The following is a 17,186-nucleotide window of genomic DNA, read 5'->3' as shown; positions in this document are numbered from 1 at the left end:
GATTGCGCTCACCTTTTATTTGATGATAGCCAACTATCAGCGTGTGGCAATCTCACCAATAAAAACGATCTCTCGGGAGGAGACAAAATGAACAGGTTCCTTTTCGCCGTTTCGGCGTGTGCTCTGGTTTTCGCCGCGCCGGTTATGGCGCAGGAGGAGGGGGATACGCAGCAGAACGCGGCTGCAGGCCCGGCCCGGACGACGGGCTCAATGGCGTCGCGTGCTGACATCTCACGGCACGATGCCGCCAAAGCGGCCGGGTTTCGCGCGCTTCATCTATGCACGGGTCTATTCACCTCGGAGATGAGTGAAGACCTGGTCCGAGCGACGCTCAGCCGCTCGACCAAGCTTCCGGGCTTCGAAGAAACGATTGATCAAGACGGGAAATACGTTGCTGTCTCCTACCTAGATGACATGCCGCCGCGCTACGCGGTGTTCCGGCCAAATATGGGCTGCACACAGCTTCCAATCGGGGCCGATCTCACCATTGCAGACAATCTCACGCCGTGGCCAGCAGACCTCGAAACGCCAAACTTAGACGATCAGCCGTGGCCGATGGGCGATGTGGATGCCGCTGCCGAAATTGATGCTGACAGCAAGGCGGCACTGGAAGCTGTGCTGGACGTCGCCTTCGAAGACCAGGCCGGCAAGTACAAGGGCGACACCTGGGGCGTTGCCATCGTGAAGGATGGCAAGATCATCGCCGAGCGCTACGCCGAAGACGAAGGCTATGGCCCGCACGTGTCGGCGCGCACCAACTCAATGTGCAAAAGTCTGTCCGCCAGTGTCGTTGGCGTCGGTGTCCGGAAAGGACTGGTCGACATCAACGAACCTGCGCCGCTCGCAGCCTGGCGCACGCCGGGCGATCCGCGCGGCAAGATCACGATCAACGACATGCTTCACATGGCGAGCGGTCTCTGGACGTCAGGCGCGGGCAACCCACAGCGGGACATCTACGGCTCAGGCGCGCCGGTCTCCGAGATTTCCGTACTCAACATGATCGATGCGGAGCCGGGCACACAATTTGTCTACTCCGGTTCAGACACCATCATGTCGGTTCGGGCTGTCCGTGAAGCCTTCGATGATGACGCCGCCTGGGTCAGCTTCCCGCATCGCGAGCTTATGTGGAAAATCGGTATGACGCGGACCGTCATGGAGACCGACTGGCGCAACGATTTTCTTGGCTCCGGCCAGTGCTGGAGCACTGTGCGGGACTTTGGCCGGTTAGGTCTTCTCTATCTGAACGACGGCAAGTGGAACGGCGAACAGATCCTGCCTGCGGACTGGTCTGAATACGTTTCGACCTATGCGCCCGCCCAGCCAGGCTCCCACACGACCGGCAGCGCGGGCTATGGCGCGCAATTCTGGCTCTATGACGAACGTCAGGGCCTGCAGAGCCCTGGCTATTCTGCGGCAGGTGCCTATGGCCAGTATGCGATGATTGTTCCTGGCGAAAACCTTGTCGTTGTTCGCCGCGGTCTCGACGTCGGGGCGGGATTCAACATCGCTTCCTTTACGGCCGACGTCATTGATGCGCTGGAGAAGTAGATGAGTTTCCAACCTGATCGCCGATCCTTCATGCTGGGTGGCTCGCTTTTGCTTGCAGGGTGCGCCACGTCTTCGCTCACGCAGACGTCTGCGCCCGGGCCTGGCACTGGAGCATGGGCCACGTCCTCTCCTGAAGCCAAAGGTCTGTCGTCAGCTGCGCTCAAGGCGGCCGCCGCGCAGCTCGGCGCGCCGGGAGAACGCCAAGGGCTGGTTGTCGTACGAGGCGGCGAGCTTGTGTTCGAGCAGTACTGGGCGAACGACTATGCACGTGCGACGCCGGACTGGCAGAACGTGTCGTTCTCGTCTGGCAAGTCATGGGGATCGACCATGGTCGGGCGGGCGCAATACCAGGGCTATCTCGACATAAACGATCTTGCCTCGAAATATGTCCCGGCAGAGACGACGGGCTTCAATCCAGCAACGACGATCAAACACCTGCTGACCATGTCGTCCGGGGGAACGTTGAACACCAAGCCAAGCAGTGTGCCTCCGAAGCGGCTGGACGATCCTACGCCGCCCGGAGCGGGGGTCGAATATGAGTGGCATGATGCGCCGGAGGATGGAAAACCGGAAGGCTACGGCACCACCATCCAGCCAGGCACGCAGTTCATCTATGATGGTGCGCCTGCTGACCACCTTGCAGATATTGTCTCTGCCGCAACAGGCCAGACCAGCCTGAAATACATGACCGATGAGGTCATCAAGAAGCTTGGGTGTCGGCATACCGGCTATCAGCCTGAAGGCGTCGACTCGAATGGCAATGTGCGGATCGGCGGCTCGATGTTGATCTCCTGCCGCGACATGGCTCGCCTCGGTCAGCTCTATCTGAACGGTGGCCGCTGGGGGCGCAAGAGGCTGATTTCCGAAGACTATGTGCGCCAGGCCACCAGCCCATCGGCGACCCGTGAGGGCTATGGGTATCTCTGGTGGCTGAATGCTGACGACAGCATCGCGAAGGCGCCAAAGTCGATGTTTTTTGCGGCCGGTGCGCTCGGCCAGTACTGCTTTGTGCTGCCAGAGCAGGACATGGTCATTTCAACAATGGGCTTTGGCCGTCCCGGTCTTTCAACTGATGCTGCCTGGGACGCGCTCGCCCAGATTCTTCCCGCCTGATCAAACAAGGTTATCGCTCCATGACACGCTCACGCTCGCCCCTCTTGCTAGCCGCTTCCATTTTTCTGATGTCAGCCTGTGCGACAGCCCCGCAGACGCCTCGCCCGGACGCTTTGGTCAGCACCACTTCAGGAACGCTGCAAGGCGCATCTGTTGAGGGCGTCGACGTCTATAGGGGCGTCCCGTTCGCGGCGCCGCCCGTTGGCGAGCTTCGTTGGAAAGCGCCGCAGCCCATGAGTTGGGATGGCGTCTATCAGGCGACTCAAGACAAGCCCGCCTGCGTTCAACCGCTCAGCAAGGATGGATCGCCAAATGGCGGCGGATATGCGGGTCCGGTCAGTGAAGACTGTCTCTACATGAACATCTGGGCGCCGGAAGATGCCGAGAACGCGCCAATCATGCTGTTCCTGTTTGGTGGTGGCGGTGTCGTCGGCGCGGGTAACGTTCCGACTTATGACGGATCGGCGTTTGCGCGCGACGGCGTTGTTCTGGTGACGATCAATTATCGCCTCGGCGCGTTGGCGGGCTTTGCCCATCCATCCCTGACGGCAGAGGCGAGCGCTGAGCCGTCGTCAAACTTCCATCTCCTCGACGCTATCGCCGCGCTCGAATGGATGAAGGCGAACGCCGCGAGCTTCGGCGGTGACGCTGAAAACATCCTGCTATTCGGTGAGTCTGCCGGAGCCACGATGACAGCCAATCTCGTCGCGTCTCCGATGACGGAAGGGCTTTTCCAGAAGGCGATCTTCGAGTCGACCGGGTCACTTGGCGCGCCTGCGACACCGCTCGCCCTCGCGCATGAGCGCGGCGCGAAGCTTGCCAGTGATCTTGGCCTTGATGGTGCAGCGGCCACGCCCGAAGAGCTACGCGCACTCGACGCGGACGCCATCATTTCACATCGCGCGCTCGGCCGGGGACAGCGGACCATTCTGGATGGCGAGGTCATGGAAACGGCGATTATGGACACGTTCGCTGCCGGTCATGAGAACGACGTGATGCTGGTCGTCGGGACCAATAGCGATGAAGGCCGGCTCACCGGGACCAAGCAGGTCGCCGAATATGCTGAGGACGGCGCGCCGGTCTGGCAGTATTTCTTTGATTACGTTGCCAATGACTTGCGCGAGGCAAACCCGAATGGGGCGCCCCATGCCCATGAGCTGCCCTTCGTCTTCGACACGCTGGAAAAGTATCCACGCGTCAAAGCAAAAACCGCCGATGATCAGGCAGCAGCCGATCTTGCCCATTCATGCTGGGTGGCTTTTGCCAAAGCACCGCTGGACGCGACGGCGCTGATCTGCAGCGACGGCTTCGTCTGGCCATCCCGCAATGCGCAGAATGATCATGTTGTCGCCGTGCTGCAGTCCACGCCGTCGCTGAAGCCCGTCGCTGAGATCAAGTCGCCGCCAAATGGCGCAGAACCTGGCCCAACCAGCCGGGACGACTGAGCCGCTCTAGTCGCAGTGCCAGCAGGTTTCGTAGGCATCCATGCCGATCGGGCCGCCAGGCGGGAGGGTCTTGGCCGGAACGGCCACGGCTGACCGCGCGTCCGGGTTTTCAAGGAAGAGCTCGATCTGGTTTTCCAGCCATTCAGCATGATCGCCAGATGCTTTCCTGAGACCGTCTTTAAGGTTGAGAAGGGCGGCGCTGGCGGCGGCCTTCACGCTGGTGGTCGTATCTGCGGAAGCAAGGTCCATCAGCGCGAAGGCGTATCGGGCCTGTACCGCATCCGCGATCGGCGTCGTGCGCGCTGAACTGGATGACTTCAAAACCGCGCGCTGGATCGTCTCGAACACTTCCTCTGCGCCCGGATTGGCTGCGTCACGGCGATGAAACTCGATCAGTCGTGCAACACGCGCCGGGTTCAGCAGGGCCTCAAACGTCATTTCGGCGGCAGTGTCCGCAGCTGAAACGAGATCGAATGCGGGGTCTGCAGTTGCCTTGAAAAGCTCCCGGCGCCCATCGGCCCGGATATAGCTTTCAATGGCAGGGGTGAGCAGGGCAAGCGTCTCATCATTCAGATCAAGCGCCGCCGGAGACACGGTCTGCAGGATGACATGCAGCGCCTCACGCTGACGCTCCGGTGAGACAATACTGGCGGCAGGCTGGCCATCGCCTCGCAGGCCATAATTGAACGTCATGCCGCCGAGGACTTTTGATGCCGCTGCTGTCTGGTAGCGGTGATAAAGGTAGATCGGCACGATAACGGCATTGAGGTCAGATATCGGCTGGCCTTCCTGCACGCGGTCAGGCCCGAAATCATCTAGCGCGATGCGGCGAACGGCGAGGGTTTCTTCGAGCGCAGCAACCGGGTCTGCGCCATTGTCCCAAATATTGCCAAGCGGATGGCCAGTGCTCACGCTGCGCGCGTCGGAGTCCTGCACATAGACCAAACCATTGGCGTTTGCTTCGCGGACAAGAGCGTCGCGCTCCGCGCGCGACAGGTCACCATAGAGCCATGTCGCCGTGAACTTGTCCCAAGGGCCAACGCCCACGCTGTAGGCTTCGCTGAAATCGAGCTTCCCGTCCTGCACGCGGATGTCCGGGGCCGGGTAGTCCATCACCGATCCGCGATCATAGGTGCTGGCCGCGAAGTTGTGTGCGAAGCCGAGCGCATGCCCGATTTCGTGGGCTGAGAGCTGGCGGATGCGCGCCAGGGCCAGTTCGACCGGATCATCGGCCGCGCCGGTCCCGGTCTTGGATGTGCCAGCAAGCCCTTCAAAGATCATCCTGTCCTGGCGCACGCGAAGAGACCCAAGGATCACATGGCCTTTCAGCATTTCGCCGGTACGCGGGTCTGACACGCCGCCACCATAGGACCAGCCGCGCGTCTGTCGGTGGACCCACTGGACGACATTGTAACGGATATCGAGTGGGTGAGCGTCTTTGGGAAGGATCTCCACACGATACCCATCTGGATACCCTGCCGCCGCGAAGGCGTCTGCCCACCATTTGGCACCGTCCACCAGGGCAGACTGAATTGGCTCGGGCGCGCCGCTATCAATGTAGAAAACGATGGGCTTGATCGTTTTCCCGTCAGCATTTTTCTCAAGCCGAAACCGGCGGGCGAGCCGCTGTTCAACCGGGTCTGCAAGGCCTGCGCTATAATCGAAATGGGCCTCTTCGATCACGCCTGCACGCGGATCAGAGGGTAGGGGTGTGTAGCCCTCTTCGGGCAGCCGCGAGAATGAATGATGCTGGATCAGCGTCACGTCATGACCATTCGCGGCCGTTGTCGAGACCTCACGGCCGGGGTTGGCGCTGGACAATGTCAGGAACACATCGATTTCGACATTGTCCGGAAAAGCGAACACATTGGACGTGTCCACCATGGTGCGGTCATCTGCGAGTCGGAAGCTACCTTGCTTCGCATCATGTAGATATTGAACAAGATTGAGGGAATCAGCGGTCAGGAAATCTGTCAGATCGACCGTTAGTCCGCCGCTCTCGGAGACAATGTCTGCCGTGCCAATAAATGAGGTCGCGAAGCTTTCCCGGACGGCTCGTTCTTCCAGCGGATTTTCCGGTCCGGCCCGGTAGGTCTGATTTTCAGCTTCGATGATGAGTTTGTCTCCGAGGCGCCGGAAGACCAGTATTTCGCCGCCGCTGCCCCAGCCGCGATCGAGCCCAACCGGGTTGGACCCGAGGCCGGCCGTCAATCGCACGCTATGGATCATCCGCAACGAAACGCCGTCACTGTCCGGGGCGGGCAATTTGGCCAGCACCTGGCCATCCGCCGCAGTCACTTCGAGGTCAAAAAAGCCCTCCAGCGTTTGAGACTCGTTGGCGTCTGCCGCCACCTGCGCCATTGATGGCAATGGCCCGAGAATGAGAAGGGCGAGGCCCAGGATCGCGTGACGCATTCAGTGCTCCTTCGGCAGTTTCTGTTTGACCCTAGTCGCAAGGCGGTTGGCCTGTCGAGCGGACGTCCCTCTAGTTCCTCCTGACTGACGTGAATTCGGGCAGGTTCGTGTTGCGAAAGCCCGCCGACTGGTCCAACCTCGACCGGCAAGAGCTTCGACGACAGGGGCCGCGGGAGGAAAATATGACTGACCAGACCAAGGGCAAAGCCTATTGGCGCGCGACTGTTCGGCTAACGCTAGGTCTTCTCGCGATATGGTTTTGCGTCTCCTACGGCGCAGGCATTCTGTTTCGCGATTTTCTCGATCAGGTTTCGATTGGCGGAGCACCGCTAGGGTTCTGGTTTGCCCAGCAAGGCTCAATCTACGTCTTTGTCGGCCTGATCTTCTATTATTGCTGGGCGATGGCGCGGCTTGAGCGCAAATACCGCGTGAGGGACTGAGCCATGGATCAGACGTTCTGGACCTACTTCTTCGTCATCGTCACCTTCGGCCTCTATATCGGCATCGCCATCTGGGCCCGGGCTGGCTCCACCAATGATTTCTATGTGGCCGGGCATGACGTCCACCCAACCGTAAATGGTATGGCGACCGCCGCTGACTGGATGTCGGCGGCATCGTTTCTCTCCATGGCCGGTCTCATCGCCTTCATGGGCTATGGAGGCTCTGTCTATTTGATGGGCTGGACGGGCGGATACGTCCTCCTCGCGCTACTGCTTGCGCCATTCCTGCGAGAGTTTGGCAAGTTCACCGTGCCGGACTTTGTTGGCGACCGGTACTATTCGACGACCGCGCGCGTCATCGCAGTGGTCTGCGCGCTGTTTGTCTCGTTTACCTATATCGCAGGCCAGATGAAGGGGGTGGGCGTCGCCTTCTCCGGCTTCCTCGGTGTGCTGTTTGAGTGGGGCATCATCATCGGCATGGTGATCGTCTTCTTCTACGCGGTGCTCGGCGGGATGAAGGGTGTCACCTATACGCAGGTCGCCCAGTATTGCGTGCTGATCTTCGCCTACACCGTGCCTGCGATCTTCATGTCAATCATCATTACCGGCAATCCGGTGCCGCAGCTTGGCTTCATCGGTGAGGCGCAGGGCGAAGGCATCTCCATGCTGGAGAAGCTCAATCGTACCATCACTGATCTTGGCTTTCTGGAATACACGCAGACCAACAAATCCATGATGGACGTGTTCTGCATTACCGCGGCGCTGATGTTCGGTACGGCAGGCCTGCCGCATGTGATCATCCGGTTTTTCACCGTACGCAGCGCATCCGCCGCGCGAATCTCAGCCGGCTGGGCGCTCGTCTTCATTGCGTTGCTTTATACAACGGCACCGGCCGTCGGCGCCTTTGCCCGGATCAACTTCATCGATACCGTCAACGACGCGACCTACATCAGCGACGACGAAGATTACGACGCCCGCGCTGCCGAGATCACGGCTGATGGCGGCAAACCGGTTCCGACCTGGTACAAGGATTGGGAATCGACCGGACTGCTCGACTATCAGGACAAGAATGGCGATGGCTTCATGCAGTATCGCGGGCCCAATGCGCCGGACGGCATCGAGAATGAGGTGTCGCCGAACAATGACATCTTCGTGCTGGCCAACCCTCAGATCGCAAACCTTCCCGGATGGGTGATCGGCCTTGTTGTTGCGGGAGGACTGGCGGCCGCTCTGTCGACGGCTGCAGGTCTGCTGATGGTGATTTCGTCTGCCGTCAGTCATGACCTTTGCAGGCGAACGCTGTTCAAGAATATGGATGACAAGACAGAGCTTCGCGTGGCCCGCGGCGCGGCGGCTGGCGCTGTGTTCGCGGCAGGCCTGCTTGGCATCTACTCGTCACAGCTTGGGTTCGTGGCGCAGGTTGTCGCTTTTGCCTTCGGGCTCGCCGCCGCCTCGCTCTTTCCGGTTATCTTCCTCGGTATCTTCTGGAAGCGGATGAACAAGGAAGGCGCCATTGCCTCGATGGTCACCGGTCTGTTGACGACGTTTGGCTATATCTACTGGTTCAAATTCGTCGATACAGACCCTGCCCACTGGCTTTTCGGTGTCTCGCCTGAAGGGATCGGGTTTGTGTTTATGTGGTTGTCGGCAGGGGTCGGAATTGCGGCGGCTTTGGCGACAAAAGCCCCGCCACAGGACGTTCAGGACATGGTGGAGCGGATCCGCATGCCCGGCGCCGCAGAAGGCTAGTCTGGCACGCAAGCCCGCCATTATCAGGAACGAACACGTCGGCATTTTTTAGAAAAGCCGCACATTCCCCATTGAAGCGAGTGGTTGGACAGACAACATCAATCGGTGTTATCCATTTAACTGTTGCAAATGAAATTAATTTCGAACGCGCAGTTCAATACAGCGCTGATCGAAGAAAACCGGGAGAAATATCTATGAAGTCACTTCTTTTTGCAGGCGTTTCCGCACTGACCCTTGCCGCCATGACGCCCGCGGCGCTGGCGCAGGATGGGGCAGTCGAGGAAACAACATCCGGCGAGACGACGGCCGCGTCTGATGAAGCTGAGGCTGCTGTCGAAACCGAGGCAAGCGAAGAAGCAGACTACATGATCCTGCTGAACGAATGGGAAGGCCCTTATGGCGGCGTGCCACCCTTCGATCAGATTGAAGTCTCTATGTTCGAGCCCGCGCTGGAAGAGGGCATGGTTCGTGCCCGCGCCGATATCGAAGCCATCACCGCGCAGGAAGAAGAGCCGACATTTGAGAACACAATTCTCGCGCTTGAAGAGTCCGCGGCAGATCTTGGCCGGGTTGGCACCATTTATGGCATCTGGGCGTCAAACCTCAGCTCGCCAGAAGTTCAGGCTGTTCAGCGTGCCATGGCGCCAAAACTGGCTGGTTTCCGTGATGAGCTCTACCAGAACGCCGAGCTGTTTCAGCGCATCGACGCGATCTATAACAGCGATGCCTATGATGAGCTGACACCAGAGCAACAGCGTCTTGTGTGGGACTATCAGACAGATTTCCTGCGCGCAGGTGCTGGTCTTGATGAAGCACAGAAAGCGCGCGTTGGTGAGATCAATCAGGAACTCGCGTCGCTCTACACTGAATTCTCGAACAATCTCCTCCATGATGAGGAGGCTTACGTCACATGGCTGTCAGAAGACGAGATTGGCGGTCTGCCAGCATCGGTTCTGAGCAACGCAAAGTCCGCAGCCGAGTCGCGTGACAATGAGGGCGGTGAATATGCCGTTCTGAATACGCGCTCTTCGATGGACCCTTTCCTGACCTATTCGACGGACCGGGACCTGCGCAAAAAGGTCTGGGAGACCTATTACAGCCGCGGCGACAATGGCGACGAGTACGACAATAACGCCATCATCGGCGACATCATGAAATTGCGCGCCGAGCGCTCCAAAATTTTCGGCTATGACAACTATGCATCCTGGTCGATGGAAAAGCAGGTTGCGCAAAAGCCGAAAGCGGCGATGGACCTGATGATGAAGGTCTGGCCAGCAGCCAAAGGCAAGGTGGCTGAAGAGGTCGCCGCGATGCAGGCAATCGCCGACGAAGAAGGCGATTTCATCAAGATCGCGCCGTGGGACTATCGCTATTACGCTGAAAAAGTCCGTCAGGCCGATTACGACTTCGACGCTGAAGAGGTGAAACAATACCTGCAGCTGGAGAACCTCCGTGAAGGCATGTTCTGGATGGCTGGTGAGCTCTATGGCCTCGAATTCAGCCAGATCGACGATGTGCCTGTCTTCCAGGAAGACGTCCGCGTCTGGGAAGTCACCCGTGATGGTGAGCATGTCGGTCTCTGGTACTTCGATCCGTATGCCCGTGCTGGCAAGCGCTCCGGCGCGTGGATGAACGCCTACCGCACGCAGGACAATATCGACGGCTTTACGACGCCGATCGTCTCGAACAATTCCAACTTCGTGAAAGGCTCTGGCGATGAGCCTGTCCTGATCTCATGGGATGATGCATCGACGCTGTTCCATGAATTTGGTCACGCGCTTCACGGTCTCAACTCGAATGTGACGTATCCGTCGCTGGCCGGTACCGCCGTGCCGCGCGATTATGTTGAATTCCCGAGCCAGGTTCACGAGAACTGGCTGCCGACCCAGGAAGTGCTGCAGCAATTTGCACTCAGCGCTGAAACCGGCGAGCCGATCCCGCAGGAGCTGGTCGACAAGATCGAACGCGCGGCGAATGCTCGCCAGGGCTTCGATACGACCGAATATCTTGCCAGTGCGCTGGTCGATATGAAGCTGCACACGATGACCGACTTCACGGACTTCGACGCCGACACGTTCGAGCGTACAACGCTTGAAGATCTGGGCATGCCAGAACAGCTGCCAATGCGTCACCGCATGCCACAGTTCTCGCACGTCTTCTCAGGCGAAGGTTATGCGGCTGGCTACTACGCCTATCTCTGGGCTGACACGTTCAGCGCCGATGCGTGGGAAGCGTTTGAGGAAGCCGGTGGTCCTTACGATAAAGAGACCGCTGCGGCCTTCCGCAAGTGGATCCTCTCGGTCGGTAATACGATTTCCCCATCGGATGCCTATGAGAAGTTCCGTGGACATCAGCCTGACACGAACGCGCTGATGCGTGATCGCGGTTTCCCTGTTCCAGATGAGGCAGCGGGCGATGTTGGCGCTGAGGCCGGCCCGGCAAGCGGCGAACCTACAGAATAAACCATCTCAAAACCCCGGCTCAGTGAGCCGGGGTTTTTCTTTGCGTGTCGGTCAGACCAGCGTGATTGAACCGGTGAGGATTGCGTCGGTGAGGGAGCGCAGCTCGGTGTCGAGCGGGCGGTCTTCCTCAAGGAAGGCTGAGTGTTCGCGCACGGCGCGGATTTGCGACATGATGGCGTCGCCGACAACATCTTCAGTCAATTCGCCGCTACGCAGCCGGATTTCGATCGCCTGCGCATTCGCCATTAGATGAGCGGCTGTAATCTGGGCGACCAGCGTGTTCACGCGGAGCGCGTCGCGCGAAGCGATTGTGCCCATAGAGACCTTGTCCTGATTGTGACATTCCGTGGAGCGCGAGAAGACGCTCGCAGGCATGGTTAGCTTGCAGGCCTCGGCGGTCCAGGCGGACACAGCGATCTGCACAGCTTTGAAACCGTGATTGATCGCGGCGCGTTCGCCGGTTGCGCCAGACAAATTGGACGGCAGACCGTTTGAGTACCGAGTGTCGACAAGTGTCGCGAGCTGGCGGTCCATCAGGTCGGCAAGATTGGCAACCTGAACTTTCAGCGTATCGGCGACATAGCAGGCATGGCCGCCATAGAAGTGTCCGCCATGCAGAACGTCACCTGTTTCAGGATCGAACAGTGGATTGTCGTTTGCCGAGTTGATTTCGGTCGTGAGGACCGCTTCGAGGCCGGGCAGGGCGTCTTGCAGGACGCCGATCACATGCGGGGCACAGCGGACCGAATAACGGTCCTGCATGCGGCTCGCTTCGTGACTGGCGGCAAACGGCGCGAGGTCCTCGCGGATCTGCGCGGCGACCTGCATCTGGCCCTGATGGGGTTTGGCGTTGAATAGGCGGATATCGAAATGACGTGGATTGCCCAGAATGGCGAGACAGGTCATCGACGTCATGCGGGTGGCTGCATCAGAAAGACGCCGGGCCTGTTGCATCGCGATAGCCGTGAGGGCGGACATCACCGATGTGCCGTTCATCAGCGCGAGCGCTTCTTTCGGCTTCAGGCGAATGGGGGCGATCCCTTCCTCTGCAAACGCGTCGGCCGCGCTCTTTTCCGCGCCCTTGTGCAGGACCTGACGTTCACCGACGAGCGCGCCCGCAATATAGGAGAGCGGCGTCAGATCGCCCGAAGCGCCCACTGAGCCTTCGGCGGGGATGAGCGGCAGAATGTCGAGCCGCAGCATATCTGCCAGCCGCTCAACCAGTTCCAGGCTGACACCGGACCAGCCGAGCGCGAGCGTAACCAGGCGAACTGTCAGAACTGCGCGGGTTTCTTCAGGCGTCAGAAACCGGCCCATGCCGCAGCCATGAAAGCGCGTCAAATGTAGCGGCAATTCATCAACCAGAGACGCTGGCACGGCCTGAACAACGCTGTCGCCGTATCCGGTCGTGACACCGTAAATCTTGCCGTCCCGGTCCAGCATGTTGCGGACATGCTCCGCAGATCTGGTGATCCGGCCAAGGGCATCCTTGTCATCGCTGAGACGCGTCAGAAGCTTTCGTGTTGAGATTGCTACAAGCGCATCGATGGCGAGCGCGTCCTCACCAAAGACGAACGCCTTGTCACTTACCTGATCTGCCATGCCTTACCCCCGCATACGTTTTCGCGCGCAGCCCGGACTGGCTGCAACGCCTGAATTTCTAGCCAATGGTGCCCGAAGAAGTGTGATCGCCTTCGCAGCTGAAGCCAAAGTTCAGCTTGCGTGTAGTCGTATTGAATTTGAGAACCAACCGGATGTCTTCTCCTGGTTGAATGATCCTGTTGAATTTTAGCCGGCTAATCGCGTGACTGGCTGGTCTCAGCGCCCAAATCTCTTCGCAAACGGCCGCCGCAATGTGCACCTGAGCGAGCCCTGGAAGAATAGGGGCATCGTGAAAATGTCCTTTGAACCAAGGATAATCCGGCGTCACCGTAAACAGGAGCTCAGCTTCGTAGTCGCCTGTGTGCGAGATATCCGGCTTCAGGAGTTCAAGGATACGCTGACCTTCAAACAGGTTTGTGAGATTGGCGCGCGAGCGCTTCGATTGGCTGTCTAATGGAATGTCGGCAACGAAACGCCACCGCTTCGGCGTCTCTGCAGATTCCAGCGTCTCGGCCAGATCTTTGGCCAATTCGCGTGAGAATCGGAAAGGCCCGCGCTCGATGAGTTCGCGTCGGCCTTGTTCACTGGGCACCACAATGGCGCTCAGGCGCTCACGCGCGCCATGTTGCGTGACGAGGGCGAGTGCGTCTTCAATCGCTGGATGGCCAAGCAGTGCGTCCGTCACACGAGTGAGCGACACGCGCTTGCCTTCGATCTTTGTGATGAGGTCCGCGCGGCCCTTGAGTAGAAATCGCCCATCCGCTGTGAACTCTGCCAGATCACCCATGTGGACGGGCTCATCTTCCGGAATGTAAGGCGATGAAACGATCAGCTCACCCTCGTCAGACTGAGTGGCGTTGACGTCCTCAAGCGGCGTCCAGTGCTCATCGCTGCCATCGCGTTGACGCCAGGCGACACCCCCCGTTTCGGTGCTGCCGAGGATTTCGATCGGCGAATGCCCGAAGATTTTGCGGGCCGTCAGCGCGGCATCGAGCGGCAGCGGGCCGCCGGAGGAAAGGATGATCGAGGGCGAAAACCCGGCCAATGTGTCTTCCGGGGCAAGTCTCGTCAGATGGGCCGGGCTGGACACCAGCATTGGTCGTTTGCCTGAACGTTGGAAAAGAGCTTCCCAAGACAGCGCGGCGCTGTCCGCAGCCGGGGTGCCGGATAGGAGGGGCACCAGAAACCGGAAGATGAAGCCATAGATATGCTGGTGCGAGACTGACCCGCATACCCAGTCGAATTCTCCCTCAAGCCGGTCGACCCAGTAGGCGGCCTCAGCTTCTAACACCGAGAGCGGCTTCTCGATTATCTTTACCTGTCCGGTCGATCCGGATGTGTAGAAGGAAAGGGTTGGTCTGAAGGCTTCATGACGCCGAAGCGCAATGCCGGTGTCGTCCTCTGCCGACCAGTCAATCACATGACCATATCCGGCAAACTCTCCAACAAAGGACTGCCGGTCGAGGCCAAGCGAGTTGCAATAGCTCGCACCAGCCTGTGGTAGCAGGTTCAGCGGTCGCTGGAGATGTTGGGCCGCAAGACACGCCGCAGCAAGTGTTGCCGCGGAGGATGAGAAGACCGTGATCGCTTCGTCTGCCGCTGGAAGGTCATTCACGAGCTGGCGGGCGCCCGCGCGAATGTCGGCTGCGCGAATCGGTTCGCCTTGTGCAGGGACGAAGAGGATGCGGTCATCCTCAGCATCAAGCAGTGTGGCGATCAGTGCGCCCGGTATCGACGACCGTGCACTCACGCCTTGCGCACCTGTTTGCGGAACAGGAATTCCCCACCCAGCAGCATGCCCATCAGCACATAGCTGATAAAACCATTGTAGAGCGCCCAGGTTTCCAGCGAGGCATAGAACACGGTCCAGAGCGCAATTGCGATATTGAGGACAAAGAAGACGCACCAGATTTGCGTCACGCGGTAGGTGTACCGAACGCCTTCTTCGGGCAGATCAGGCTCCATAATGCGGGCAAATCGTTCAATCATGGAGGGTGGCTTGAACAGGCTGGCGGCAAACACGGCCAGGATCGTTGCGGTCATGAAGACCGGGTACAGACGCATGGCGAGATCAGGGGCGAAGAGGCTGGTGACTGCGATCAGGGCCACGGCAGTTGCGGCAGCGAAAATCAACGATAGCGGCGTCGATTTCAGTCCGGTCGTCAATCGTATCAACAGGACAAGAACCAGCATTGCGATAATCCAGTAGGGACTGAAGAACTTCACAAGGACCAGAGCCAGAAGCGGATAAGTGACGGCAAGAGCGCCTGCGACCACGTTCACCAGTTTCTGGTTCATGTCCTAATTCGACATCAGCTGTTCAGGGTCTGGACGAGATCTACCAGATCGTTGATCGTGCGGACATTCTCGAACTGGTCCGGGGTCACTTTCTTGCCGGTGCGTTCCTGCATGCGGACCATCATGTCGACGCCGTCAATGCTATCCAGGCCAAGATCGTCCATGAGCGTTGCGTCCGGCTTGATATCTGCCTCATCGATCTCGAAAATCTCGATCAGATCGGACTTGATCATCTTGTAAGCTTCATCGCGAGTCGTGGTCATTACGCTTCCTCCCGGCGGGCCTCGACCAGCTTTGCAATCGAGCGGATATTCTTGAAGTGCTCAGCAAGCTTGTCATCCTTGGAGTCCGGTTTGACGCCATACTTCTTCTGGATCGCGACACCAATTTCCAGCGCATCGATTGAATCGAGCGCAAGACCATCATCGGAAAACAGGTCTTCCTCCGGATCGATGTCCTCTGGCGATACATCCTCAAGGTTGAGAACGTCCACGATCAGTGCTCTGAGTTCTTGTTCAAGATCGGTCAAAATTTCAGCTCCTCCTCAATCCGTTTCTGCACGTTTTGCGTCAGAGCACGGACCCCCAGTACCGAGCGCTTGTAGCGATGCTCTCCCGCCGTTTCAATCGTGTCGATCACCCTTATTCTCCAGTGTGGTTTTTTGACCGGTATGGAATACCAGGGCTCATTCTTGCGTAACGTCGGGGGGGTGACCTCAATTGCAACCAGCAATACAGGCGCATCGGCCTGGAGCGCCACGTGGGCAAATCCCCGCTGGTATTTTGCCCGCTTCTCGATGGGGGTGCGTGACCCTTCCGGAAAAATGCAGAGATTTGCCCCATCCCGCAGCGCATCTGAGCAGTCTTCGATAAGCCGTTCAGGATCTCCGAGGTTCGGGATATAGTTACAGGCGCGCACCACGCCCGACATGAAGAAATTATTCCAGACGCCTTCTTTCACGACAGCGCGCGTGTGCTGCATGAATCCCATGAGAAAGACGACGTCGATCAGCGAAGGGTGATTCGCCACCACGACTGTGCCGCGGCAGGCGCGCAGTTTTTCGGCGCCCTCGAACTCATAGGTCAGAACGCCGAGCCCGCGCATGATCTCGATATAGATGCGCCAGATGCGGTGAACGGAGGCCCGCGCGAACCTGGCGCGCTTTTGCTTGTCGCGAATGAAAAGGTTGATCAGCGGAAACCAGATCAGCGCCATGATCAGGCCGCCAAGTCCAAACAAGCTGAAGGAAATGCCCGTCGCGACAAGACGCCAGGCGCGCGAAAACGTCCAGCGTCCGCCTTCTATGATTCGCGGGGCATCCGTGGCTGCCTGCTTGTTCATGCACGCGCCCCTTCCAGTGACAGATGGACACGGTCAAGAAAATCCTGGCCTCGTATTGGGCCATCATTTGAGATCAGTTGAGCAAGCGGCACGCCCTCGGCCGACGGCCCCCGCTCAAGGCAGCAGGCGAAATGTATATCGCATGCCAATGTGTTGAACGGCTCGTACTCATGCGTCAGGCGGCTGTCGGAATAGGACAGCACGATCTTTTCTGCCCCGTCTGCAAGCCGGGCGAGAGACTCGGTGATCGCGGCGTCGAGGGACGCGGCGCCTGCGGCTACGGCGGTGTAGCCCATACGGTTGCCAGAGAGCTGTGTGGCCAGCCCAACCGAGGCATTATGCACGGAAAGGGAGAACTTTGTTGGCGATACAGGGATATCTGACAGCAGTCCCTTCAGCATGTCGAGCGTGTTCGTTGCCAGCGTTCCATACTGCGAGCCCATAACAATCGCCGCGTCTGATGCGTCGTTCCCGAGGCCGAGTATGCAGGCGATCACGCTTTTCTCGAAAACTGAAAGTCGGCGAGTTTCCCTGCGCGGCAGATCGCTGAAGGCCAGCGCCCGCCCGAAAAGCTGCGCACCTCCATCCGATTGCAGAATGCCCGCATAGTGACGAATGAAGACCTGCTTGTGCAGATCCGCCATACTCAACACAATAAACCCCTGTCGTGCCCTCTCGGAACAACTTCATCTTACCCAAATGCATAAATCAACTCTCAATCCCTGTTCTCACGTACAAAATGAAAGGCCAGACCCGCCTTCTGCGACGATTAT

Annotated in this window: 14 protein-coding genes; 6 read left to right on the top strand and 8 right to left on the bottom strand. The window is 58.9% G+C overall.

Features of this window, described 5'->3' with window-relative positions:
- The first annotated feature begins 87 nt into the window (after nucleotides 1–87).
- The 3 genes from B8783_RS08500 to B8783_RS08490 are packed head-to-tail and all read left to right on the top strand — an operon-like array spanning nucleotide 88 to nucleotide 4,106.
- On the top strand, nucleotides 88–1,548 hold the full coding sequence (locus B8783_RS08500) for a serine hydrolase domain-containing protein (RefSeq protein WP_084419749.1): 1,461 nt from the start codon (nucleotides 88–90) through the stop codon (nucleotides 1,546–1,548).
- Nucleotides 1,549–2,661 (top strand): serine hydrolase domain-containing protein, encoded by a 1,113-nt coding sequence (locus B8783_RS08495; RefSeq protein WP_084419748.1) that lies wholly within the window; start codon nucleotides 1,549–1,551, stop codon nucleotides 2,659–2,661.
- A 20-nt stretch (nucleotides 2,662–2,681) separates the two neighbouring features.
- Nucleotides 2,682–4,106 (top strand): carboxylesterase family protein, encoded by a 1,425-nt coding sequence (locus B8783_RS08490; protein ID WP_084419747.1) that lies wholly within the window; start codon nucleotides 2,682–2,684, stop codon nucleotides 4,104–4,106.
- 6 nt (nucleotides 4,107–4,112) lie between these two features.
- On the opposite strand, the gene B8783_RS08485 is transcribed toward B8783_RS08490, so the two are convergent.
- Complete coding sequence (locus tag B8783_RS08485) at nucleotides 4,113–6,521, bottom strand: zinc-dependent metalloprotease (protein WP_084419746.1); 2,409 nt, start codon at nucleotides 6,519–6,521, stop codon at nucleotides 4,113–4,115.
- Nucleotides 6,522–6,703: 182 nt separating this feature from the next.
- Between B8783_RS08485 and B8783_RS08480 the strand changes: the two genes are divergently transcribed.
- The 3 genes from B8783_RS08480 to B8783_RS08470 all read left to right on the top strand — a co-directional run bounded on the left by B8783_RS08480 (nucleotide 6,704) and on the right by B8783_RS08470 (nucleotide 11,172).
- Nucleotides 6,704–6,961 (top strand): DUF4212 domain-containing protein, encoded by a 258-nt coding sequence (locus B8783_RS08480; protein WP_084419745.1) that lies wholly within the window; start codon nucleotides 6,704–6,706, stop codon nucleotides 6,959–6,961.
- A 3-nt stretch (nucleotides 6,962–6,964) separates the two neighbouring features.
- Nucleotides 6,965–8,710, top strand: coding sequence for a sodium:solute symporter family protein (locus B8783_RS08475; RefSeq protein ID WP_084419744.1), 1,746 nt, complete (start codon nucleotides 6,965–6,967; stop codon nucleotides 8,708–8,710).
- A gap of 194 nt (nucleotides 8,711–8,904) precedes the next feature.
- Nucleotides 8,905–11,172, top strand: coding sequence for a M3 family metallopeptidase (locus B8783_RS08470; protein WP_084419743.1), 2,268 nt, complete (start codon nucleotides 8,905–8,907; stop codon nucleotides 11,170–11,172).
- Nucleotides 11,173–11,223: 51 nt separating this feature from the next.
- Here the strand turns inward: B8783_RS08470 and B8783_RS08465 are convergent, their stop codons facing one another.
- The 7 genes from B8783_RS08465 to B8783_RS08435 are packed head-to-tail and all read right to left on the bottom strand — an operon-like array spanning nucleotide 11,224 to nucleotide 17,057.
- The gene (locus B8783_RS08465; RefSeq protein ID WP_084419742.1) at nucleotides 11,224–12,774 is read right to left on the bottom strand and encodes an HAL/PAL/TAL family ammonia-lyase; all 1,551 of its coding nucleotides are present in this window, start codon (nucleotides 12,772–12,774) and stop codon (nucleotides 11,224–11,226) included.
- Nucleotides 12,775–12,832: 58 nt separating this feature from the next.
- Nucleotides 12,833–14,524 carry an ApeI family dehydratase gene (locus B8783_RS08460; RefSeq protein WP_084419741.1) on the bottom strand — a complete coding sequence of 564 codons (1,692 nt, stop codon included), beginning with the start codon at nucleotides 14,522–14,524 and terminating at the stop codon, nucleotides 12,833–12,835.
- Nucleotides 14,521–15,072 (bottom strand): COG4648 family protein, encoded by a 552-nt coding sequence (locus tag B8783_RS08455; RefSeq protein WP_084419740.1) that lies wholly within the window; start codon nucleotides 15,070–15,072, stop codon nucleotides 14,521–14,523. The genes B8783_RS08460 and B8783_RS08455 overlap by 4 nt, the downstream gene beginning before the upstream one ends.
- A gap of 14 nt (nucleotides 15,073–15,086) precedes the next feature.
- Complete coding sequence (locus tag B8783_RS08450; RefSeq protein WP_084419739.1) at nucleotides 15,087–15,335, bottom strand: acyl carrier protein; 249 nt, start codon at nucleotides 15,333–15,335, stop codon at nucleotides 15,087–15,089.
- A complete protein-coding gene (locus tag B8783_RS08445) occupies nucleotides 15,335–15,601 on the bottom strand; it encodes a phosphopantetheine-binding protein (protein WP_084419738.1) in 267 nt (88 codons plus the stop codon). The genes B8783_RS08450 and B8783_RS08445 overlap by 1 nt, the downstream gene beginning before the upstream one ends.
- Nucleotides 15,598–16,413: a lysophospholipid acyltransferase family protein gene (locus B8783_RS08440; RefSeq protein ID WP_084419737.1), complete on the bottom strand. Its 816-nt coding sequence runs from the start codon at nucleotides 16,411–16,413 to the stop codon at nucleotides 15,598–15,600. The genes B8783_RS08445 and B8783_RS08440 overlap by 4 nt, the downstream gene beginning before the upstream one ends.
- A complete protein-coding gene (locus B8783_RS08435; protein WP_084419736.1) occupies nucleotides 16,410–17,057 on the bottom strand; it encodes a beta-ketoacyl synthase chain length factor in 648 nt (215 codons plus the stop codon). Before B8783_RS08435 ends, B8783_RS08440 begins: the two co-directional genes overlap by 4 nt.
- Between the last annotated feature and the right edge of the window lie 129 nt (nucleotides 17,058–17,186).

It is taken from the genome of Henriciella litoralis, assembly GCF_002088935.1.
GTDB classification, from domain to species: domain Bacteria; phylum Pseudomonadota; class Alphaproteobacteria; order Caulobacterales; family Hyphomonadaceae; genus Henriciella; species Henriciella litoralis.
Note: the sequence above shows the minus strand (reverse complement) of the source record. Positions and strands in the feature narration are given on the sequence as shown.